Source organism: Candidatus Sodalis pierantonius str. SOPE, assembly GCF_000517405.1.
Taxonomy (GTDB): Bacteria; Pseudomonadota; Gammaproteobacteria; order Enterobacterales; family Enterobacteriaceae; genus Sodalis_C; species Sodalis_C pierantonii.
Genome location: NZ_CP006568.1, coordinates 623,442 through 646,320 on the forward strand (window position 1 = coordinate 623,442; position 22,879 = coordinate 646,320).

12 protein-coding genes and 7 pseudogenes are annotated in these 22,879 nt (G+C 52.6%); 6 read left to right on the forward strand and 13 right to left on the reverse strand.

Features of this window, described 5'->3' with window-relative positions:
- Positions 1–12: 12 nt before the first annotated feature.
- From SOPEG_RS03325 to thrP, 3 genes and pseudogenes are all read right to left on the reverse strand, one after another.
- The gene (locus SOPEG_RS03325) at positions 13–915 is read right to left on the reverse strand and encodes an ABC transporter permease subunit (protein WP_025244290.1); all 903 of its coding nucleotides are present in this window, start codon (positions 913–915) and stop codon (positions 13–15) included.
- A gap of 106 nt (positions 916–1,021) precedes the next feature.
- A pseudogene (locus tag SOPEG_RS03330) lies at positions 1,022–2,147 on the reverse strand (branched-chain amino acid ABC transporter substrate-binding protein).
- Positions 2,148–2,844: 697 nt separating this feature from the next.
- Entirely contained in the window at positions 2,845–4,233 is a 1,389-nt protein-coding gene (thrP, locus tag SOPEG_RS03335; RefSeq protein WP_025244291.1) for a bifunctional threonine/serine APC transporter ThrP, read from the reverse strand.
- Positions 4,234–5,095: 862 nt separating this feature from the next.
- Here thrP and SOPEG_RS03340 point away from each other — a divergent pair.
- Complete coding sequence (locus SOPEG_RS03340) at positions 5,096–6,304, forward strand: IS256-like element ISSoEn2 family transposase (RefSeq protein WP_025244292.1); 1,209 nt, start codon at positions 5,096–5,098, stop codon at positions 6,302–6,304.
- A gap of 242 nt (positions 6,305–6,546) precedes the next feature.
- On the opposite strand, the gene istB (SOPEG_RS03345) is transcribed toward SOPEG_RS03340, so the two are convergent.
- From istB (SOPEG_RS03345) to SOPEG_RS03360, 4 genes are all read right to left on the reverse strand, one after another.
- Positions 6,547–7,299, reverse strand: coding sequence for an IS21-like element ISSoEn3 family helper ATPase IstB (gene istB, locus SOPEG_RS03345; protein WP_025244293.1), 753 nt, complete (start codon positions 7,297–7,299; stop codon positions 6,547–6,549).
- 11 nt (positions 7,300–7,310) lie between these two features.
- Positions 7,311–8,861 carry an IS21-like element ISSoEn3 family transposase gene (gene istA, locus SOPEG_RS03350; protein WP_025244294.1) on the reverse strand — a complete coding sequence of 517 codons (1,551 nt, stop codon included), beginning with the start codon at positions 8,859–8,861 and terminating at the stop codon, positions 7,311–7,313.
- 333 nt (positions 8,862–9,194) lie between these two features.
- Positions 9,195–10,061, reverse strand: coding sequence for an alpha/beta hydrolase (locus SOPEG_RS03355; RefSeq protein WP_025244295.1), 867 nt, complete (start codon positions 10,059–10,061; stop codon positions 9,195–9,197).
- Positions 10,062–10,678: 617 nt separating this feature from the next.
- Positions 10,679–11,155 (reverse strand): EAL domain-containing protein, encoded by a 477-nt coding sequence (locus SOPEG_RS03360; RefSeq protein ID WP_081742915.1) that lies wholly within the window; start codon positions 11,153–11,155, stop codon positions 10,679–10,681.
- A gap of 58 nt (positions 11,156–11,213) precedes the next feature.
- On the opposite strand from SOPEG_RS03360, the pseudogene SOPEG_RS03365 reads away from it, so the two are divergent.
- From SOPEG_RS03365 to SOPEG_RS03380, 3 genes and pseudogenes are all read left to right on the forward strand, one after another.
- A pseudogene (locus tag SOPEG_RS03365) lies at positions 11,214–12,136 on the forward strand (IS5 family transposase).
- Positions 12,137–12,340: 204 nt separating this feature from the next.
- Positions 12,341–13,269 (forward strand): annotated as a pseudogene (locus tag SOPEG_RS23945) (IS5-like element ISSoEn1 family transposase).
- Between the two features lie 719 nt (positions 13,270–13,988).
- Positions 13,989–14,684: a LuxR family transcriptional regulator gene (locus SOPEG_RS03380; protein WP_158382326.1), complete on the forward strand. Its 696-nt coding sequence runs from the start codon at positions 13,989–13,991 to the stop codon at positions 14,682–14,684.
- 146 nt (positions 14,685–14,830) lie between these two features.
- Here SOPEG_RS03380 and SOPEG_RS03385 read toward each other — a convergent pair whose 3' ends face one another.
- A complete protein-coding gene (locus SOPEG_RS03385; protein WP_038468156.1) occupies positions 14,831–15,460 on the reverse strand; it encodes an acyl-homoserine-lactone synthase in 630 nt (209 codons plus the stop codon).
- A 492-nt stretch (positions 15,461–15,952) separates the two neighbouring features.
- Between SOPEG_RS03385 and SOPEG_RS03390 the strand changes: the two are divergent.
- Positions 15,953–16,453: pseudogene (locus tag SOPEG_RS03390) on the forward strand (SDR family NAD(P)-dependent oxidoreductase); the annotation flags it as partial.
- 34 nt (positions 16,454–16,487) lie between these two features.
- Here the strand turns inward: SOPEG_RS03390 and SOPEG_RS03395 are convergent.
- Entirely contained in the window at positions 16,488–17,696 is a 1,209-nt protein-coding gene (locus SOPEG_RS03395) for an IS256-like element ISSoEn2 family transposase (RefSeq protein WP_025244301.1), read from the reverse strand.
- Between the two features lie 71 nt (positions 17,697–17,767).
- Here SOPEG_RS03395 and SOPEG_RS03400 point away from each other — a divergent pair.
- A pseudogene (locus SOPEG_RS03400) lies at positions 17,768–18,175 on the forward strand (SDR family oxidoreductase); the annotation flags it as partial.
- Positions 18,176–18,304: 129 nt separating this feature from the next.
- On the opposite strand, the pseudogene istB (SOPEG_RS03405) reads toward SOPEG_RS03400, so the two are convergent.
- The 4 genes and pseudogenes from istB (SOPEG_RS03405) to exbB form a co-directional block, all read right to left on the reverse strand.
- Positions 18,305–19,055 (reverse strand): annotated as a pseudogene (gene istB / locus SOPEG_RS03405) (IS21-like element ISSoEn3 family helper ATPase IstB).
- An 11-nt stretch (positions 19,056–19,066) separates the two neighbouring features.
- Positions 19,067–20,620 (reverse strand): annotated as a pseudogene (gene istA / locus SOPEG_RS03410) (IS21-like element ISSoEn3 family transposase).
- A 507-nt stretch (positions 20,621–21,127) separates the two neighbouring features.
- Positions 21,128–21,553 (reverse strand): TonB system transport protein ExbD, encoded by a 426-nt coding sequence (exbD, locus tag SOPEG_RS03415; RefSeq protein WP_025244304.1) that lies wholly within the window; start codon positions 21,551–21,553, stop codon positions 21,128–21,130.
- A 3-nt stretch (positions 21,554–21,556) separates the two neighbouring features.
- Complete coding sequence (exbB, locus tag SOPEG_RS03420; RefSeq protein ID WP_236851765.1) at positions 21,557–22,498, reverse strand: tol-pal system-associated acyl-CoA thioesterase; 942 nt, start codon at positions 22,496–22,498, stop codon at positions 21,557–21,559.
- Between the last annotated feature and the right edge of the window lie 381 nt (positions 22,499–22,879).

Below are 22,879 nucleotides of genomic sequence, written 5' to 3' on the forward strand. Positions count from 1 at the left end.
TCGCGCCAGCTCCTATACTTTGGCGACCAAGGGCCGGCCCAACAATCCCTGGGGTCGGAAAATGAGGATCACCACCAGGAGAGAAAAGGAAAATACGTCTTTGTAATCGGAATTTACCATGCCGGAGAACTGCGCTTCCGCCACGCCGAGGATCAACCCACCCAGCATCGCCCCCGGTAAGGAGCCAATCCCGCCCAGCACCGCGGCGGTGAAGGCCTTGATGCCGATGATAAAGCCGGCGTAGAAATCGAAGGTGCCGTAGTTCATGGTTATTAATACGCCCGCCAAACCGGCCATGGCGGCGCCGATAACGAACACCGCCGAAATGACCCGATCGGTGTTGATCCCCAGAATGGCGGCCATCTTGCGGTCCTGTTGCGTCGCGCGGCACATCCGGCCGAGGCGGGTATGCCGGATGACCCAATTCAGTACCAGCATCCCTACTAGCGATGCCGCCAGGATAAACACCTTGGTATAGGTCAACTGCACCACGCTGTCGCTCAGTGAAAATTTGACGACGCCATCCAGCAATGTGGGAATGCCCTGCTGGCGGGGCCCTTGGCTGATTTGCGCATAGTTCTGCAATATCAGCGACATACCGATAGCGGAAATCAGCGGCACCAGCCGGGTGGAGTTGCGCAAGGGCCGGTAAGCGATACGTTCGATGACCCAGCCATACACCCCGGTGACCACCAGCGTGCCGAAAATCAGCAGCGGAAACGAGGACACCCCGAAGAAAGAGAGTAGCGCCAGGCCGATGGCGCACAGGTAGGCGGAGATCATATAGACTTCGCCATGGGCGAAATTAATCATGCCGATAATGCCATACACCATGGTATAGCCGATGGCGATAAGACCATATACGGCGCCCAGGGTTAAGCCGTTAAACATCTGCTGCCAAAAAAATGCTTCCATAGATAAGCGGTCCCGTCTGGTCCGACAGAACGCCTCGCGGCGCTCTGCGATTATGGCGCGCCGGGCTTATCATGCCGACGCGCCCCTCGAAGTGCATGCCGCGCGGTTAAGGCAACTGCTGATATTTACCCTGGCTATCCCATTGATAAACGACATAATCAGAGACTTTCAAATCCCCCTTGCTGTCCCAGCTTTTCTGCCCCATCACGGTGTCTACCTAATGGGATTTAAGCCAGTCGCTGGCCTTGGCGGAATCGCTACCGCCGGTGGCTTTGAAGGCGGCGGCAATGGCCTGTAGTGAGGCGTAAGCGTACAGAGTGTACCCCTCAGGCTCGAACTTGCTGGCGCGGAATTTCTCGATGACCGATTTGCCCGCCGGTATCAAACGCGGGTCCTGGCCAAAGGTCATCAGCCCGCCGTCGGTATATTGCGGTCCCCCCCGCCGCGGTCACCAGCTCTTCGGTGACAATGCAATCGCCGGAGAAAAATTTCGCCTTCACGCCCTGTTCACACATTTGACGAACCAACGGCCCGGCGGCTTCGGGATGGCAGCCACCGAAATACACCACCTGCGGGTCTACCGAGCGGATTTTGGTCACCAGGGCATTGAAATCTTTTTCGCCGCGCGATAACCCTTCGTACATGACCTCCTTCACGCCCGCTTTATTCAGCGCGGCCTTAGTGGCATCCGCCAGCCCCTGCCCGTAAGTATCTTTGTCGTGAATGATCGCCACTTTGGTCGCTTTTAATTTGTCGATGATGTAACTGGCGGCGATAGCGCCCTGCTGGTCGTCTCGGCCGCACATGCGAAACAGGTTGCTCATGCCGCGTTCGGTGATCTGCGGGTTGGTGGAACCGGGCGTGATGGCGAGAATGTCGGCATCGTCATACACCTCCGAGGCCGGCATCGTGGACGACGAGCAGAAATGGCCGATGATCGCCGCCACATGGGATTGATCCACCAGCCGGTTGGCAACCGCTACCGCCTGTTTGGGCTCGCAGGCGTCGTCCCCCTGCACCAAGGTAATTTTCTCGCCGTTAATCCTACCGGCGGCATTGATATCCGCCGCGGCCTGACTGGCGCCGCGCCAGTATTGATCCCCGTAGGTCGCGTTGGGACCGGAAAACGGCCCGGCGACGCCGACGGTGATATCGGCGTGGGCCGCAAACGCCGTTCCAAGACAGCCGATGATGAAAGCGGCAAGCGGAGAGGCTATCGGTTTCAATGACATTATCGTGTTCCTTAGTGCTGGGTTATTGGAACGACAAAGGGCGACAATTGGCAACAAACTCTGCAGTAACAACGTTTAACTAATGAAAACAGCTGATGACACGCAACCGCCGGTCACGATTGCTCAGTCAATTCAGCTAAGCAATATCTCTGCCAGGTCGGCGAAGGGTGGCCAGCCGTGGGCAAGCAACAATCTTGGCTCCCCTACCATTGGGGTTTGTTAAGCGTAGAGGGGCGAGCGCACCAATCCGGTGCGTGAGTTCTCATTTTAGGGAAATAATGGAAAATAAAGGTTGGGCGTGATACCCCCTCAAGCGCTTATCGCACGCCGTCATTCCCACCTGCGCTTCAGATGGGGGTGGCTGCATACCTTCAGGGCGACGCTATGACGACCGTGCCCCGTGCAGCCCAACACGCCGCTCCCGGGGTCTGACCTCTGATGCGAAAGCGGTGGGGTACCGCGGGTAAATGTGCGTTTGATGCGAAAGCGATGGGGTCCCGCGCGCAAATGTTGCTTTCTCCTTGCGCGCGGGAGACGACGTGCCCAACTCGGTGACGTTGTACCCGCGGCGTACACGCCCCGGGCGCGGTGACGCTAAATCAGATCGGCGCCCTAGCGCGACATCTGCGCGATGACGCCACCGGCATGATGGCGCCGCACCTGCACGCGGTCGTGCCGCTTTAGGTAAACGCGTCGGTTACCGTTTTGACGAAGCCGCCGGTCGGCAACGGCTAAGCGCGCCGCCGCGCCGACCCAGGTCGCATAAGCGATAAATCAGGGAGATACTGAGCAAAAACCCGCCGCCGACCGTTAGCGACATACGGGTGTCCGGGCTTAACGCCATCCCCAGCAACACACAGCCTAAGAAAGCCATGGTGAAATAATTTACCCATGGGAACAGCACCGATCGGAAAGGATGATCGACCAACGCTTGCCGATGGCGGCGGCGAAAGCGCAGCTGGCTTATCAACACCACGAACCACGGCACCATCCCCGGCAAAACGCTGGCGCTGTATACGTAGACAAAAACTTGCCGCGGATTGGGGATAATATAATTCGGACAGGAGCCCGCCAGTATGATTATCGACACCGTCACGCCCATCGCCGGCACGCCGCTCTGCGAAAGCCGCCCCATCGCCGCCGGCAGTTGGCGGTTATTCGCCAGGGCGTATAACATACGCCCGCAGCTGTACATCCTGCTGTTGCAACCCGATAGCGTCGCCGTCAGGATGACAAAGTTAATAATCCCCGCCGCGGCAGTGATCCCGATTTTCGCGAAGGTCAGTACGAACGGACTGCCGTTGGCGCCGATCTGGTTCCACGGGAACAGCTTGACGATGACAAAGATAGCGCCGACATAGAAGATCAGTATGCGCCAAAGAATATTGCCGATGGCGCGACGCAGCGTCACCTGCGGATCTTTCGCTTCGCCTGCGGTGATGCCCACCAACTCTACGCCTTGATAAGAAGCCACAACAATACACAGCGCGACGAGAAATCCCCGCCAGCCGCCGGTGAAGAAACCGCCGTGGGCGGTCAGATTTGCCAGCCCCACCGGCTGGCCGCCATTGCCGACCTCCAGGAAAATCACCCCCAGTCCCACCAGGATCATGACGATGATGGTGGTGATCTTTATCAAGGCGAACCAGAACTCGATCTCGCCATATAACCGCACCGCCACCACCAGGCCTACCGCCGCCAGCGCCGGGATCCACTGCGGCAAATCGGGAAACCAGAATTGCACATAGACACCAATCGCGGTGATTTCCGAAATCCCCACCGCCATCCACATAAACCAGTAACTCCAGGCGGTCAGGTAACCAAAGAAGGGGCTCATATAACTGTGGGCGTAGACGGCGAAAGAGCCAGTGACCGGCTCCAGATAGAGCATTTCCCCCATGGCGCGCATGATGAAAAACACAAAAATACCGGCGATAATGTAGGCCAGTAGAACCGACGCTCCGGCCCATTGCAGCGTGCTGGCCGCCCCCATGAACAGACCCACGCCGATGGTGCCGCCCAGCGCAATCAATTCTATGTGGCGGGCCTCGAGACCTCGGTTCAGCCCCTGATGTTCTACCGTCATAATCGCTCAATATCACCGCCGTTCCGGCAGTCCCGTTAAAAAATGGCGATAAGAGTAGCCTAAATTGCCGCCCAGCGCAGGTAGCAAAATGCCCGGTAGGCGAAAAAATATCCCTGCCCCCGCGTGGGTGCCGCCAGACGTAGCCTTTACAGCGAGTGGAGATTTAGCTGTTGGGATAGAGTAGTCACAGCGGCACAGCGGACGGTTTCGGCAGGTTAGCCAACGTTGGCGGCGTTATCAGAAGGGGCAAATTACATCGTAAAAAGTAAATAGCACGGGCAGATGGCGACTCATCGGCAGTTGGGGGATGAAAAGAGCCCACCCGTAACGCGAGGGATTCGAGACGCGCCACCCGCAGACAACAGGCCAGAACCCGTCGCCGACGGCAGCTTACGCTACACGATAACATCATAAATAGCCGGGGCTAGAGCGGTCGCCGCCGAAAGCAATCTACGTTCGGCCATCAGCAGCAGGGGACTATCAGACGCTGATGACACAAACCCATCATGTCACCAGACGTCAAGTAAGCTAAGCCGACCCCATAACCCGACGGCGGTAACGTAATGCCTATGGGTGACGAGGGCGAAAGGGGAGTGACGCCCTTCTGGAAGGGAGCGGCGCCATTTTAGAGGGTAATGACGCCGTTAAACCTACACGGCGTCAGTAGGGCGCCCCATCCCCCCAGCTCGCTTTAGGGAGGGTTAGCGAACGCTAACTTCAGGCGCTTGCGGGGTAAGGCGGTAGAGCGATGCCGCCTTGACGTCGTGCTACGCCGTTAACGCATAATCCGGAGCCTGTTTAGAAATTTGTGTATTTGCCTGATTTTGATATGTTCAATCCAACATCAAAAACAGGTTAATTTATGGACGAAAAACAGTTGCAGGCTCTGGCTAACGAACTGGCCAAAAATCTCAAAACCCCTGAAGATCTCAGTCACTTCGATCGGCTGCTGAAAAAAATCAGCGTCGAAGCAGCTCTCAATGCCGAAATGACCCATCACCTCGGCTACGATAAAAATCAGCCTAAACCGGGGACCAACGCCCGCAACGGCTATTCCACAAAAACCGTTACCACTGGCGATGGCCCGCTGGCGCTGCGTACTCCGCGCGATCGTGACGGTTCCTTTGAACCGCAACTGGTGAAGAAGAACCAGACCCGGATTACCGGGATGGATAACCAGATTTTATCGTTGTACGCCAAAGGGATGACCACCCGCGAGATCGCGACCGCGTTCAAAGAGCTGTATGACGCCGATGTCTCGCCGGCGCTGGTCTCAAAGGTCACCGATGCGGTCATGGAGCAGGTTGTCGAATGGCAAAACCGGCCTCTGGATGCAGTCTATCCCATTGTTTATCTTGACTGTATCGTTCTAAAAGTCCGGCAGGACAGCCGCATCATCAACAAATCTGTGTTCCTGGCGCTGGGCATCAACATCGAAGGCCAGAAAGAGTTGCTAGGTATGTGGCTGGCCGAAAATGAAGGCGCAAAGTTCTGGCTGAACGTGCTGACAGAGCTGAAAAACCGCGGCCTGAACGATATCCTTATCGCCTGCGTAGACGGGCTGAAAGGTTTCCCTGACGCTATTAACGCGGTGTATCCGGAGGCGCGGCTCCAGCTGTGTATCGTACATATGGTGCGCAACAGCCTGCGGTTCGTCTCCTGGAAGGACTACAAGGCCGTCACCCGCGACCTGAAAGCTATCTATCAGGCCCCTACGGAAGAAGCCGGCTTGCAGGCGCTGGAAGCGTTCTCCAGTGCCTGGGACATCCGCTACCCGCAAATAAGTCGAAGCTGGCAGGCAAACTGGGCCAATCTGGCCACGTTCTTTGCCTACCCAACGGACATCCGCAAGGTGATCTACACGACCAACGCCATCGAGTCGTTAAACAGCGTGATCCGGCATGCCATCAAAAAGCGCAAGGTGTTCCCGACCGACGACGCAGTGAAAAAGGTGGTGTGGCTGGCGATACAGGCGGCCTCACAGAAATGGACAATGCCTTTGAGGGACTGGCGCATGGCAATGAGCCGCTTTATTATCGAGTTCGGTGACCGCCTGGACGGTCACTTCTGAGAAAAGGCATTTACACAGAATCGTGTACAGGGTCGTCCGCTGGAAGTCTCGGTGTTACAAACGCTGTTCTAAGCGGCAGCCGCCAATGGTGCGGCGGTCCGTCCGGCAACGAGAGCGCTAACTGCAGATTCCGACGTATCCGATCAGCTGTTCCGGCGACATCCGATCAGTTATTCCGATATTTTCCGATCACCCATTCCAGTGATATTCGTTCACGTGTTCGCTCATCTTCTGACTCGGGTTTAGTCTATTTTTCCTGTGCTGGCTACTCCTTGCTCTTTGCGTAGTGATTCGCCTTTAAGTTCCAGTCTATAGCTGGGGTGTACTAACCGATCGAGTAACGCGTCAGCTGTCGTGGGGTTTTCTATCAGTCCATACCATTTTTTCACCGGCAGTTGACTGATCAGGATGCTGCTGCTTTTGTCGTAGCGATCTTCCATCACCTCCAACAGCATCGTTGCCTGCATCGGACTTATTGATTCTAGGCCCACGTCGTCCAAGATCAGTAACTCTATTTTTTCTAACTGATTAAGCTGTTTTAGATAGGTCCCGTCTACCTGACACTGGTGAAGATGGGCCAGCAACCGACCCACTCGCCAGTAACGCACGCTATATTGCTGCCGGCATGCCTGCTCACCAAGCGCACAACTGAGCCAGGTTTTGCCCGTACCTGTTGGCCCCGTGATGAGTATGCTTTTCTGATATTTCAGATATTGTCCCCCTAGCAGATCTCGCATCTGTTCCGGTGTCACTCCTCGGCTAGGGATATAGCGGATATCTTCCGGTTTTGCCTGCAAGCGCATTTGCGATTGCCGTCGCAGACGACATATATGGTTGTTTTTTCTATGCAAATTTTCCGCTTCTACCATCAGCGACAACCGCTCCTCGAACCCCAGCTCCCCATAACTCCCCGGGAGTTCGCGTTGCGTCTCCAACAACGCCTGGACCATTGCCGACAACTTCAGCTCTCGCAGAGCCATTAACAGTGTATCCATATTTATTCTCCTTAGTGATAACTGTCCGGACCTCGGAGGTTTTCGTGAACCAGCATTGATACGCCGGCTCCGTCCTGGGTGACCTCACTTTCACGACCGTGTTTCAATACGTTGGCTATGAAAGAGCGGTTAATGCACCCTTTCTCCAACGCCAGCGCGCAGGCCTTCTCCAGTCGAGTCGTCTCATAGCGCCGTTGCAGATTGAGTAGCCCCAGCACGGAGCGGTAAGCCTGCTCCGGATGGGCTTTGCTCTTTTGGATGGACTCGACCACTTTCAGTGTGCACACACCCACCGACAGCGCCCAACTGCACAGCCTTTCCGGCGTCCACTGACTCTGCCTCTTATGGTTAGCCGGCATGTGCGCCGCCTGAGTCGTGTGCCTATAGGCGTTATCGCTGCGAGGGTGCGTAGCCACGCAGACGCCCTTATGGTGGATTTGCACCAGTCGTTGGGTGGCGATGACGTCAACGCGCTCGGCAACCAGCGGATGCGGCACCGAGTACCAGTTTTTGCCGTAGTCTATGTGGTAATCAGGTCCCACTCGGGCAACGAGATACTCACTGTATTCCCATTGTGTGGGCGGTAGAGGCCCAAGAGCCGGTTTGTCCAGCTGCTCGAAGCGTTCAAGGCGACTTTGTCCGCCGTAATGACGCATAGGGCGCAAATTCAACTCATGATTGAGTTCTCGTATCACCTGGTTGAGTTCGGCCAGCGAGTAGAACCTACGTTTACGCAACCGGGCCAAAACCCAGCGTTCTACCAGCTGCACAGTTGATTCTGCCTTCACCTTGTCTTTCGGTTTTCTCGGGCGCGCCGGTAGCACCACTGTCTCATAGTGATTTGCCAGCGCCTGGTAGCTCTGGTTTATGACCGGCTCATAGCGGTCAGGGGTGCTGACAGCGCTGCGCAGATTATCAGGTATCATCAGCTCCGGAACCCCACCCATGAAGTGCAGGCAGCGGCTATTGGCGTTGAGCCACGATGCCATGTCCTGGCCTTCGCAGGCTTCGATATACGCATAGCCTGACACGCCCATGGCAGCGACGAAGATAGCGACCTGGCGTACGCTACCGGTCGCAGGGTTGACGATAGGTACGGTGGGGCCACAGAAGTCGATGAAGAGCTTTTCGCCAGCCTTGTGCTCCATGCGCATGGAACGCCGCTGCTTCTTTTTCCAGTCACGGAACAGTGCACAAAACTGTGAGTAACCGAGGGCATCACCGCCCACGGCGGACTGATATTCTATCCAGAGCAGCTGCTTGGTCATGCCCTTGCGGCTTAACTCGGTATCGATATCAAGCCAGCTGGGTAAGGTATTGATAACTTTTCCGGATTTGCCGGGATAGAGCAGGCGGTCGAGGTCGACGGGGGACAGTTCCGCCGGCAATGGCCAGACCAGGTTAGCTACCGTGAATCGGCCGAGGATATCGTGCACGGTAGTACAGCCTATGCCGAGCGCTGCTGCGATAGTGCGATTCGAGCGACGTTGCTCGAATTTCATACGTAAGACATTAATATAGATGCACATTTCCGTTCTCGCTTTCTTCTTTTTACGTGCCATGCCCCCGGAAGCTAAAAGTCTCCAGAGTATGGCGGAACAGAAGATGAGCGATCGGACAGAATCGGAATCGCTGATCGGGCGACCGGAATCAGTGATCGGATGAAATCAGAATTAGTGATCGGTTGAAATCGGAATCAGTGATCGGATGTGACCGGAACCAGCACTAACCTCTGCCGGGCACTGGCGTCCGGCGGCAAGAGGTACCCGCCCCCTGCCAGGGCGGGCTCGATGGCGGAAATGGGGTCAGCCGCAGGCTCGGTCGAGGTTGTCGACGGCCGCGCTGTCGCCGTCCGGCCTGTCGGTGCCTCGGGCTTTGCAAGCCAAACGTTGGCGTTATAAATGCTGTTTCAACCATTGTAATTGCAAGCCGATGACGTTCTCAAAATGTTTTCCCTTGAACATATCGAAGTGATAAGCCTGCGGTTCGATATGGCAGGCTTTCGGCGCGGTGATGGCCTGATACAGCGCCAAACCATGTTCCACCGGTATGACCTTATCCCATTCCGCCAGGACGACCAGCGTCGGCTGTGTAAGCTTCTGTGCATTAATTTTAGGCTGATACAATATCACCTCGAGTACGGTCAGATAAGGGACTTTGACGTTCAGCGAGGGATAATCGTGTATTGCATGCTCATAGAAACGTCGCGACTCTTCATCGGTCATCACTTTGATGATGGGAACCATCAGTTCACGCCCGGATTGGTTCTTTTTCTGCTGCATCCGTTCCATGGTGTTCATGAAACGCTCTCTTTCCTCTTCGGCCATATCGCCCGTCACTAGCCGATTGCCGCTGGAGAAGCCCATCAGGCTTATCACGCATTTCACCTCAGGACAGCGCACGGCCACATCGATAACCAGGCAACCGCCCAAAGAAGTGCCCCATAATGCGATACGTTTAGCATCTATACAGGACTGGGTTTTACTCCAGGCTAAGACCGCGATAATATCGTTATTTTGTTGTTCGGGAATGATCCGGCCCTGATCTCCCTCGCTTTCACCGAAACCACGGTAATCAAAGGTAATGGCATGGTAGCCGGCCTGGGTGAATGCTTGGGCATAAATGGGTAATAACAGATCCTGAATGCCATAGAAACCATGGCACAGCAGAACTACCGGTGCCGGCACCTTGCTGTTGGCACGGTATACACTTACAGCCAGTTTTTCATTTTGGCTAACGACATAGTGCCGTTCAGTGTTCATCGTCAAATCTCCTTGTATTACAAACAACATTCAACGTATGGCTATAATGATGATTAAGACGCCATACCCTTCAGAAAACACGACACCTGTCCCTCAACATCAAGCCGCAGACGACGCGCTTGAACGTTGAGGAAATAATGATGCAGCTTAACGCTTTCTGTTGACGCAAGGGGTAATAGTATTGATTCGCAAATCCGAAAAAGCTAATAAATACAATTTCAGATAATTTCAATCATATTAAACGTTAATCAATAGATTAACAGATAATAGTGCTACCAACTCTAGTTAAACACTTATTAATGCTGTCCGTGGTTGACATCATTTTGCAAGTGCCCTGCGGCCGGCGAGCGAAATAAAGAAACAATCGCGAACCGTTTATGTCAACGTTAACCGGTGGCGGCACACATGAAAGGGTAACGACGGATTCCCCCAGGCGCGACAAGATAATTAACCAAGCCTCTACTAACGAAAATAATAGCCGCCGTTATGGCTCATCTGTATGGTTTATGATTTTCCACCAAATAATTATTAAGATATTTATTAGTGGTAAATTTTTGTTAATAAACCGCCGACACACTAAAAATAACATATCCAGTAAGTCAATATCGTTAACGTCGTCACTGGCAATGGCTATTTAACCTGGCGGCAGGGCGTTTTTTTGTTTCGCGCCTGTATTCGCCAGTTGTGGTAAAGCGACAACAGCGGCGCTGCGCGAGTGATACCGCTGGCGATACCAGGCAGGATAGAAACGCCTGTAGCGGCAGCGGCTCGGCAAATAAATAGTCCTGCTGATAAACCACCCGCTTATTGAGCAGATAGTTTTTCTGCCATTCTGTCTCGACGCTTTCAGCAATCACATGCATCCGAAAGCGGTTGGCAAGATCGATGACCACGTCGACCAAATCGGTGGTGCTCTCGTCCTCCGCTATCATCGCGACAAAAGACCGATCGATTTTCAGAAGATTAATATGCATGCTGCCCAAGTATGAAAGCCCCGAATAGCCCGTGCCAAAATCGTCGATAGCGATGATAACACCGAGGGCCCGTAGCGAGGCCAGGACATTACGGGTAACGGCAGGCTTTGTTGAATAAATCGAACTTTTAGGTGACTGGCGGCTCTGATCACTACATTCGTTTCAACATCAGGTCCCCATGGCAAAGCAAAAGTTTAAAATTACCAACTGGCCCGCATATAACAATGCGCTCAGGCAGCGGGGGGACTTGACAGTATGGCTTGATGAGTCAGCCATTGCTGCATGGACTGAGAGTACACCACCTGAACATCGTGGCCGCCGCTTCACTACACCGATATGGCCATTACCACGGTTCTGATGATAAAGCGCGTGTTTAACCTTTCGCTCCGGGCGTTACAGGGTTTCGTTGACTCGATTTTTAAACTGATGGGGCTGTCGCTGCGCTGCCCAGATTACTCTCTGGTCAGCCGGCGAGTAAAAACCGTCGACATCAGCATAAAAACGCCAACCCGCGGCGAAATCTCACACCTGGTCATCGATGGCACCGGCCTGAAAGTCTTCGGCGAAGGCGAATGGAAAGTCAGGCAGCATGGGGCTGAGAGGCGCAGAGTATGGCGCAAGCTTCATCTGGCAGTAGATAGCGTGACACATGAAATTATCTGTGCCGATTTATCGCTAAGCGGTACGATAGATGCGCAGGCGCTGCCCGGGCTGATTAACCAAACCCACCGGAAAATCAGGGAAGCGTCGGCTGACAGTGCTTACGATACGCGTTACTGTCATGATGCTCTGCTGAGGAAAAAAATAAAGCCGCTTATCCCACCGCGAAGTGGTGCGCAATATTGGCCAGCTCGATACCATGAGCGTAACCATGCGGTGGCAAATCAGCATCTGAGCGGCAATAACGATACCTGGAAAAAGAAAGTAGGTTATCACCGGCGTTCACTGGCTGAAACGGCCATGTTCCGGTTTAAAACACTTCTGGGTGGTCATCTGAGTCTGCATGACTATGACGCGCAGGTAGGTGAGGCTATGGCAATGGTTAAAGCACTTAACCGGATCACTCTGTTAGGAATGCCAAACAGCGTCCGCATCATGTAACAATCGCCCTGATAGGGAGGAAGTCGTCACAAATTTCGGATTTATTCAACAAAGCGATTTTGCTGGGTAATAAACAGCAGCAGAACAAGAGAAAAAATAAAGAAAAGAAGAGGAATGACGCCCCATAGGGGCTTTGTTGAATAAATCGAACTTTTAGGTGACTGGCGGCTCTGATCACTACATTCGTTTCAACATCAGGTCCCCATGGCAAAGCAAAAGTTTAAAATCACCAACTGGCCCGCATATAACAATGCGCTCAGGCAGCGGGGGGACCTGACAGTATGGCTTGATGAGTCAGCCATTGCTGCATGGACTGAGAGTACACCACCTGAACATCGTGGCCGGCCGCTTCACTACACCGATATGGCCATTACCACGGTTCTGATGATAAAGCGCGTGTTTAACCTTTCGCTCCGGGCGTTACAGGGTTTCGTTGACTCGATTTTTAAACTGATGGGGCTGTCGCTGCGCTGCCCAGATTACTCTCTGGTCAGCCGGCGAGCAAAAACCGTCGACATCAGCATAAAAACGCCAACCCGCGGCGAAATCTCACACCTGGTCATCGATGCGATGGCACCGGCCTGAAAATCTTCGGCGAAGGCGAATGGAAAGTCAGGCAGCATGGGGCTGAGAGGCGCAGAGTATGGCGCAAGCTTCATCTGGCAGTAGATAGCGCGACACATGAAATTATCTGTGCCGATTTATCGCTAAGCGGTACGACAGATGCGCAGGCGCTGCCCGGGCTGATTAACCAAACCCACCGGAAAATCAGGGAAGCGTCGGCTGACAGTGCTTACGATACGCGTTACTGTCATGATGCTCTGCTGAGGAAAAAAATAAAGCCGCTTATCCCACCGCGAAGTGGTGCGCAATATTGGCCAGCTCGATACCATGAGCGTAACCATGCGGTGGCAAATCAGCATCTGAGCGGCAATAACGATACCTGGAAAAAGAAAGTAGGTTATCACCGGCGTTCACTGGCTGAAACGGCCATGTTCCGGTTTAAAATACTTCTGGGTGGTCATCTGAGTCTGCATGACTATGACGCGCAGGTAGGTGAGGCTATGGCAATGGTCAAAGCGCTTAACCGGATCACGTTGTTAGGAATGCCAAACAGCGTCCGCATCATGTAACAATCGCCCTGATAGGGAGGAAGTCGTCAAAAATTTCGGATTTATTCAACAAAGCGCCCCATAGGATAAAACGGTTGTTATTCATAACCTTTTCCAGCATCACGGTTTCAAATATCCTGCGCATGTTCTTTTTTCCTGATGTCGGTCTTGATGCGCGGGCATATCCCCTGATAAGGATGTCACCACAATGGCATGAAGAAGAAGTATAAGTTAAACCCGCTCTCGTGTCAGCTTCGCCGGATGCGTCATGGCCGCATCGTGGTGCAGGCGTAAAGTTAGCTGGCTAACCAGATGCATTATTCATTTTATGATATGCGCAAATTATAAATTCAATAATTATTTAAGTTGCTTTTAGGTTAATACCCTCCCAACAATAAAATTTGACTTATTGTGAAAATAACATGATACTGAATAGTAAATAATAGATACGTGGTATATTTAGCGGTATAAACATTAGCCAAATCTTTTCATTCTCGCTTACAATATAAAAACTAATAATCAAACAAATTGGTTATTTAAAAGCTATATCGCGTTAAGTGCGCACAACCGCTAACGAGCATGTTTTGCCTGTTGCTAATTTTTTCATGGCAGACAATGCCTGGAAAATATTTTCATGATTATCCTTTTGCGCCTCAATATACCGCCATTATCACTTAAATCAAACGATGAGAAGCAAAATGTTCTCTATAATTAAGCCATTTACGTCTCGGGAAAACGGTTTGATCATTGCAGAAATTCATGATCTCCTGCAGCATGAAATGAATATCGGTCAGCCCATCCGCTTCGCTTATTTTATTTTCAACAAATCGCAGGATGAAAAACCCGTCATCTATTCTAACTACCCAAAGGACTGGGTAGAAAAATACATGAAGAATGAATTATATAAGCAAGATCCCGTTCTGTTAGTCGCTAGCCAAAAGATTATGTCGTTCCCCTGGCACAAGAATTACTTCAAAAAAAACAAACGTCAGAAAAGCAATATTTTCATCCAAAGTTCAGAATACAATATCACCCGTGGCTATACTTTTCCGTTGCACGATTATGAAAATAATCTGGCTATGCTGAGTCTGTATACTGAAAGCGATCCCGACTTGCTGATGAAATGTATCAGCGACCACGAGGACCGTCTTTATCTGCTGTTTCTTTCCATTCATAACCGATTTCTAGCGGAGAAGGCGCAGCAGACCAATAAACTGCATGCTAAAGTGGAGAAAAGGCTTACATCCCGCGAAATCGAGGCGCTGCATTGGGCCAGTATCGGTAAAACCTATCGCGAGATCGCTATCATTATGGGCATTACCGAAAGCACCGTAAAATTCCATATCGGCAACCTCATCGTGAAGCTCGACGTCATTAACGCCAAACATGCCATAAAAAAGGCGACGGACCTGCACCTACTTAATTTCAATGAGTAGCTATCTAAATACATTGTCAATGGCTCAAGAAATAGCGTGGCGGAGTATATTCTTTTTGGCCTAGGATAGCTCATGCCATTGACAATCGATATCTGTCACAAGGCGGTCACGCTTTATCCACGAATAACTCTTTTAAAACGTCGCGATTACAGATAAACGGGCCATTTCTTTAGATAATACTCATCACAATAATGATAACGCCGGATATACTTTATTAAATTGGCCTGACTATCGTCATCGATGGCGAGTCGCAGCAGATAGACCGGTTCGTTTTTTTCAGAATTACCGATGGTTTCTACCTCAGTATTCCAGCCGCTGCGCTTGAGGATGGTGTACATCGATCGACTGCACACGGTGAGTATCCCTGTCATCCCGATGGCGCGCGTGTAGTTAATCATGCCTAAAAACAGCAGATGGCAAAAGGGCAGTTTGGTTTCCGTCAATGACTTAACTCTGTCTTTATCGACAAAAAAGCGGCTCGACTCCAATAGTGTATTGTCGGCTGGCGCAGTGTAATGAAAAAAGTCGCGAAAGGGGCCGGTAATCATGTTAGGGTATTTCATGCTGATAAATCGGACGCTGCAAATCAGTTCACCGTTATAGCACCCAAGCAAGTAGTGAGTGTTTTCATTATCGTACTCATCAAATTCACGTTCTCCTTTACAGGAAACCTTCCAATTCAAACGATCTTTAAACGTTCTTTTGCGCAGAAGATATAATTCTTCCAGCCTGTCATTTATTATGTCTTTGTATTCTACGTTGATCAAATTAAACATAGACCATCCTTTTATCATTATAAATAAAAATGAGCAGAAGATATTTAAAGCATATTTATAGTATCAGTAAAGAAATTGACTAACAACCTGTACTAAAGTTCAGGTTATTAACGCTGTTTCCCATCGCCATAGTTAAATTAATATACCGAAAAAGGAGTAAAAGACCAATCGGAAGGGAATGATAAGAATAATTACACTGATTTCCTCACAGCAAAAAAACACTCGCTGGAGTTACTCCCTTACACTGCAATAGCATTGCAGAGAGAACGCTATTTTCCGTCAGCATAATAGGGATGATGATACGGCAATTTTTCAGAAAGTGAATAAAAAATCACGCAACAACCCCTTACCTCAGATTATTATATCATTTACCTGGGTATAATTTGTTATCGATAAATTTACTTATTCTGATAGTGATTAGACAAATTCATAAACATTAACTAACCTTAATGCTACCTTTCGCCAAAACAGACACAGCACATGGAGAGAATAATGGCTGATTATGATCAATATAAAATGCAAAATCCGGTGACCCAATATTCAAAGGACGGCTTTCCTAAACAACAACAGAATCCGCCCGGCTTGCAAACCGACATGACCCCTGTTCCTGACTGTGGTGAAAAGAGTTATCGCGGCACCGGTCGCCTTGAAGGCCGTAAGGCATTGGTGACCGGCGTCGACTCCGGCATCGGACGCGCGGCGGCTATCGCCTTTGCCCGGGAAGGCGCCGATGTCGCTCTGGCCTATCATCCCAGCGAGCATAAAGACGTCGAGCAGGTCGCCGAATTGGTTAAAGAAGCCGGTCGTAAAGTGGTGCTGCTGCCGGGCGACTTGCGTGACGAATCGGTTAACGTGAAGGTCGTTGAGGATGCGCTGAATCAATTGGACGGCCTGGATATTCTGGCCCTGGTGGCCGGCAAGCAAACCGCCGTGGAAGATATCGCCGACCTCACCACCGAGCAGTTCCGCGAAACGTTTGAAACCAATGTTTTTGACCCTGTACACGATTCTGTGTAAATGCCTTTTCTCAGAAGTGACCGTCCAGGCGGTCACCGAACTCGATAATAAAGCGGCTCATTGCCATGCGCCAGTCCCTCAAAGGCATTGTCCATTTCTGTGAGGCCGCCTGTATCGCCAGCCACACCACCTTTTTCACTGCGTCGTCGGTCGGGAACACCTTGCGCTTTTTGATGGCATGCCGGATCACGCTGTTTAACGACTCGATGGCGTTGGTCGTGTAGATCACCTTGCGGATGTCCGTTGGGTAGGCAAAGAACGTGGCCAGATTGGCCCAGTTTGCCTGCCAGCTTCGACTTATTTGCGGGTAGCGGATGTCCCAGGCACTGGAGAACGCTTCCAGCGCCTGCAAGCCGGCTTCTTCCGTAGGGGCCTGATAGATAGCTTTCAGGTCGCGGGTGACGGCCTTGTAGTCCTTCCAGGAGACGAACCGCAGGCTGTTGCGCACCATATGCACGATACACAGCTGGAGCCGCGCCTCCGGATACACCGCGTTAATAGCGTCAGGGAAACCTTTCAGCTCGTCTACGCAGGCGATAAGGATATCGTTCAGGCCGCGGTTTTTCAGCTCTGTCAGCACGTTCAGCCAGAACTTTGCGCCTTCATTTTCGGCCAGCCACATACCTAGCAACTCTTTCTGGCCTTCGATGTTGATGCCCAGCGCCAGGAACACAGATTTGTTGATAATGCGGCTATCCTGCCGGACTTTTAGAACGATACAGTCAAGATAAACAATGGGATAGACTGCATCCAGAGGCCGGTTTTGCCATTCGACAACCTGCTCCATGACCGCATCGGTGACCTTTGAGACCAGCGCCGGCGAGACATCGGCGTCATACAGCTCTTTGAACGCGGCGGCGATCTCGCGGGTGGTCATCCCTTTGGCGTACAACGATAAAATCTGGTTATCCATCCCGGTAATCCGGGTCTGGTTCTTCTTCACCAGTTGCGGTTCAAAGGAACCGTCACGATCGCGCGGAGTACGCAGCGCCAGCGGGCCATCGCCAGTGGTAACGGTTTTTGTGGAATAGCCGTTGCGGGCGTTGGTCCCCGGTTTAGGCTGATTTTTATCGTAGCCGAGGTGATGGGTCATTTCGGCATTGAGAGCTGCTTCGACGCTAATTTTTTTCAGCAGCCGATCGAAGTAACTGAGATCTTCAGGGGTTTTGAGATTTTTGGCCAGTTCGTTAGCCAGAGCCTGCAACTGTTTTTCGTCCATAAATTAACCTGTTTTTGATGTTGGATTGAACATATCAAAATCAGGCAAATACACAAATTTCTAAACAGGCTCATGTTTTTTCCCTGTTTTGGATGACTAAAGCCGCGCTCCCTCATTTGCCCCCCGGCGCTTCGATTATCACTACATCGTCAATCCAGGCATACCAACCCAGCCCGACGCTGCTGGATTACGCCTCGACCAAAGCCGCCATCCTGAATTATACCCGCGGGTTGGCGAAACAAGTGGCGCAGAAAGGGATTCGCGTTAATTGTGTGGCCCCAGGGCCCATCTGGACTGTCCTGCAGGTGTCCGGGGGACAGCCAACGGATGCGCTCCCCTCTTTCGGTACCTCGACCCCGCTGGGCCGCGCTGGTCAGCCCGCGGAACTGGCGCCTATCTATGTTTACCTTGCCTCGCAGGAATCAAGCTATGTGACGGCGGAGGTACACGGCGTTACCGGGGGCAATCATTTGGGATAAGCGTCTGACTGCAGATTCCGACGTATCCGATCAGCTGTTCCGGCGACATCCGATCGGTTATTCCGATATTTTCCGATCACCCATTCCAGTGATATTCGATCACGTGTCCGCTCATCTTCTGACACGGGTTTAGTCTATTTTTCCTGTGCTGGCTACTCCTTGCTCTTTGCGTAGTGATTCGCCTTTAAGTTCCAGTCTATAGCTGGGGTGTACTAACCGATCGAGTAACGCGTCAGCTATCGTGGGGTTTTCTATCAGTCCATACCATTTTTTCACCGGTAGTTGACTGATCAGGATGCTGCTGCTTTTGTCGTAGCGATCTTCCATCACCTCCAACAGCATCGTTGCCTGCATCGGACTTATTGATTCTAGGCCCACGTCGTCCAAGATCAGTAACTCTATTTTTTCTAACTGCTTAAGCTGTTTTAGATAGGTCCCGTCTACCTGACACTGGTGAAGATGGGCCAGCAACCGACCCACTCGCCAGTAACGCACGCTATATTGCTGCCGGCATGCCTGCTCACCAAGCGCACAACTGAGCCAGGTTTTGCCCGTACCTGTCGGCCCCGTGATGAGTATGCTTTTCTGATATTTCAGATATTGTCCCCCCTAGCAGATCTCGCATCTGTTCCGGTGTCACTCCTCGGCTAGGGATATAGCGGATATTTTCCGGTTTTGCCTGCAAGCGCATTTGCGCTTGCCGTCGCAGACGGCATATATGATTGTTTTTTCTATGCAAATTTTCCGCTTCTACCATCAGCGACAACCGCTCCTCGAACCCCAGCTCCCCATAACTCCCCGGGAGTTCGCGTTGCGTCTCCAACGCCTGGACCATTGCCGACAACTTCAACTCTCGCAGAGCCATTAACAGTGTATCCATATTTATTCTCCTTAGTGATAACTGTCCGGACCTCGTAGGTTTTCGTGAACCAGCATTGATACGCCGGCTCCGTCCTGGGTGACCTCACTTTCACGACCGTGTTTCAATACATTGGCTATGTAAAGAGCGGTTAATGCACCCTTTTCTCCAACGCCAGCGCGCAGGCCTTCTCCAGTCGCGTCGTCTCATAGCGCCGTTGCAGATTGAGTAGCCCCAGCACGGAGCGGTAAGCCTGCTCCGGATGGGCTTTGCTCTTTTGGATGGACTCGACCACTTTCAGTGTGCACACACCCACCGACAGCGCCCAACTGCACAGCCTTTCCGGCGTCCACTGACTCTGCCCCTTATGGTTAAGCCGGCATGTGCGCCGCCTGAGTCGTGTGCCTACAGGCGTTATCGCTGCGAGGGTGCGTAGCCACGCAGACGCCCTTATGGTGGATTTGCACCAGCCGTTGGGTGGCGATGACGTCAACGCGCTCGCCAACCAGCGGATGCGGCACCGAGTACCAGTTTTTGCCGTAGTCTATGTGGTAATCAGGTCCCACTCGAGCAACGAGATACTCACTGTATTCCCATTGTGTGGGCGGTAGAGGCCCAAGAGCCGGTTTGTCCAGCTGCTCGAAGCGTTCAAGGCGACTTTGTCCGCCGTAATGACGCATCGGGCGCAGATTCAACTCATGATTGAGTTCTCGTATCACCTGGTTGAGTTCGGCCAGCGAGTAGAACCTACGTTTACGCAACCGGGCCAAAACCCAGCGTTCTACCAGCTGCACTGTTGATTCTGCCTTCGCCTTGTCTTTCGGTTTTCTCGGGCGCGCCGGTAGCACCACTGTCTCATAGTGATTTGCCAGCGCCTGGTAGCTCTGGTTTATGACCGGCTCATAGCGGTCAGGGGTGCTGACAGCGCTGCGCAGATTATCAGGTATCATCAGCTCCGGAACCCCACCCATGAAGTGCAGGCAGCGGCTATTGGCGTTGAGCCACGATGCCATGTCCTGGCCTTCGCAGGCTTCGATATACGCATAGCCTGACACGCCCATGGCAGCGACGAAGATAGCGACCTGGCGTACGCTACCGGTCGCAGGGTTGACGATAGGTACGGTGGGGCCACAGAAGTCGATGAAGAGCTTTTCGCCAGCCTTGTGCTCCATGCGCATGGAACGCCGCTGCTTCTTTTTCCAGTCACGGAACAGTGCACAAAACTGTGAGTAACCGAGGGCATCACCGTCCACGGCGGACTGATATTCCATCCAGAGCAGCTGCTTGGTCATACCCTTGTGGCTTAACTCGGTATCGATATCAAGCCAGCTGGGTAAAGTATTGATAACTTTTCCGGATTTGCCGGGATAGAGCAGGCGGTCGAGGTCGACGGGGGACAGTTCCGCCGGCAATGGCCAGACCAGGTTAGCTACCGTGAATCGGCCGAGGATATCGTGCACGGTAGTACAGCCTATGCCGAGCGCTGCTGCGATAGTGCGATTCGAGCGACGCTGCTCGAATTTCATACGTAAGACATTAATATAGATGCACATTTCCGTTCTCGCTTTCTTCTTTTTACGTGCCATGCCTCCGGAAGCTAAAAGTCTCCAGAGTATGGCGGAACAGAAAATGAGCGATCGGACAGAATCGGAATCAGTGATCGGATGTGACCGGAACCAGCATCTGACCGGATACAGACCGGCGCGTTCAACGCTTCAAACGCCAAGAGGCCCCAGGTGAGCATCGACGTTCGAGCTTAAGATGGGACATTGCAACGACAGGCTGCTGCACGTTAGGCCATAGGCATTAGACGCTGGATGTCAAGCGTTATTCATGAGGCGTTCAGTGTAAAATGTTCGGCGGAGCGTGTTCTTATTAAGTGCACGACGTTAAGCATTGGGCGCTAAGCGTAGGTGTAAGGGCTGAGTCATGACACTCGGTAAGGTTGCCTACCGCTATGGATCGCTCATAGCGTCGGCCATTCGCATACCTTAGCTTAAGGCGCAGGAGGGATAGTGCGTTGATCGATGACACAACCGGCCGAGCATGACACCCAGCGCTAACGGCGCCGGCGGCCGTCCGCCGCCGAAGAGCTATCCCTGTCCGGGGGATTCCAACCCTACCAGCCCAACTTTGAAATACCCCGCCTTACGCAGGTTATCCATCACCGACATCAGCGTGGCGTAGTCCACGCTCTTATCGGCTTGGAAAAATATCGGCGTGTCTTTATTGCCCTGAGTCTGTTCGTCCAGCGTCTGGGAGAGCGTCGCTATCGTTACCGTCCGATCGCCTATAAACAGCTGTTTATCCGCTTTAACCGATAAATATAAAGGCTTGTCAGGCCGCGGTTGAGGCGCGGCGGTGGAGTTGGGTAAATCCACCCGGATATCTACCGTTGCCAGCGGCGCGGCGACCATAAAGATAATCAGCAGCACCAGCATAACGTCGATAAAAGGCGTAACGTTGATATCGTGCATTTCGCCGTCGGTATCAACATCCTCGTTTAAATGCATCGCCATGACTTATCCAACCCGAAACTTGGTCACCTGTGCGGACACTTGGCTGCCCGCTTCTGCGGCCAGATCCAAATCGCGGCCGAGCAACAGCAGCAGCTGTGCGGCGCAGTCCCCCACCATCGCTTTGTAGCTGGCGATGGTACGGGCAAAGATATTATAAATAACCACTGCCGGAATCGCGGCAAACAGGCCAATGGCCGTCGCCAGCAGCGCTTCGGCAATACCGGGTGCCACTACCGCCAGATTGGTGGTCTGGGTGTGGGCGATGTCGATAAAACTGTTCATGATGCCCCAAACGGTGCCGAACAGGCCGATAAAGGGGGAGATGGCGCCGATAGTGGCGAGAAAGCCGTTACCTTTCCCCATGGCGCGGCTAACGCCGGCAACCCGGCGCTCCAGGCGAAACGCCACGCGCTCTTTAATCCCGTTGTTATCGCTGAGGCGGGCCGACAGGTCGAGTTCGTTGGCGGTTTCGGCCAATAAACGGGCGCTCAAGCTGCGGGGAGAGAAATTGGCCGCCACCGTCGTGGCTTGATCCAGGCTGCGCACGTCTTTTAGCAGCTGCAACTCGCGGCGCACCCGGCGTTTGACCGCCAACAATTCTGCCCCTTTACCGAAAAACAGTGCCCAGGTGACGACCGAGGCCAGCAGCAGGCCAATCATAACGATTTTCACTACGATATCGGCGTGCTGGTACATGCCCCAAACGGAGAGGTCCATCTGCATTAATTGCCGCTGCGCGGGCGTAGCCGACACCGAAGCCGGCAGCGACAACGGGCTGTTGGCCGCGGTCTGATCGGCGGTAGGCGTTGGGGTCGTATCGGCGGCGGCCTCGGCCGAAGCGGCAGTGGCTTGCGGCGCGGCAGTGGTCGGCGCGGCAATGGCGCTACCCGCCACGCCCGCCCCCAAAAGCAGGCTCAGGAAAATGCTGCGCCGTGTCCGGCTAATGCGCCGTCAAATGATAAACTCTGTTGCTTAACAGCCGATTTCACGCTGTGCCTCCACCCAATACTCACCCAAAATTAATTCAGCCAGAATAATAGCAAATGGGATAGGAATTGATAGTGGTTATTATTATTATTTATGCTATGCACCCGTCACCTTCGGGGTAATATCATAGTAAAATTTTCACCCGCGCAATAAAACCCCATGGTGTCTGTGGAACCGCCGTCGAGGTCGAAACCGATATTCGCTGTTGATACCGCGCGGCCATAATAGCGCGGTAGCGCCAAACGGCGAAAACGCCGGCGCAACGTCTGCACCGCGCCCGGCATTAGTGATAACCTGAATCGCATGACACACCTCCCGCCGCCACGTACGATATTTATC

What these genes read in the sequence shown, in the direction of transcription:
- SOPEG_RS03325 (WP_025244290.1), bottom strand. Translation starts at nt 915, where the DNA reads ATGGAAGCATTTTTTTGGCAGCAGATGTTTAACGGCTTAACCCTGGGC.
- thrP (WP_025244291.1), bottom strand. Translation starts at nt 4,233, where the DNA reads ATGACGGTAGAACATCAGGGGCTGAACCGAGGTCTCGAGGCCCGCCAC.
- SOPEG_RS03340 (WP_025244292.1), top strand. Translation starts at nt 5,096, where the DNA reads ATGGACGAAAAACAGTTGCAGGCTCTGGCTAACGAACTGGCCAAAAAT.
- istB (WP_025244293.1), bottom strand. Translation starts at nt 7,299, where the DNA reads ATGGATACACTGTTAATGGCTCTGCGAGAGCTGAAGTTGTCGGCAATG.
- istA (WP_025244294.1), bottom strand. Translation starts at nt 8,861, where the DNA reads ATGGCACGTAAAAAGAAGAAAGCGAGAACGGAAATGTGCATCTATATT.
- SOPEG_RS03355 (WP_025244295.1), bottom strand. Translation starts at nt 10,061, where the DNA reads ATGAACACTGAACGGCACTATGTCGTTAGCCAAAATGAAAAACTGGCT.
- SOPEG_RS03385 (WP_038468156.1), bottom strand. Translation starts at nt 15,460, where the DNA reads ATGTTTAATTTGATCAACGTAGAATACAAAGACATAATAAATGACAGG.
- SOPEG_RS03395 (WP_025244301.1), bottom strand. Translation starts at nt 17,696, where the DNA reads ATGGACGAAAAACAGTTGCAGGCTCTGGCTAACGAACTGGCCAAAAAT.
- exbD (WP_025244304.1), bottom strand. Translation starts at nt 21,553, where the DNA reads ATGGCGATGCATTTAAACGAGGATGTTGATACCGACGGCGAAATGCAC.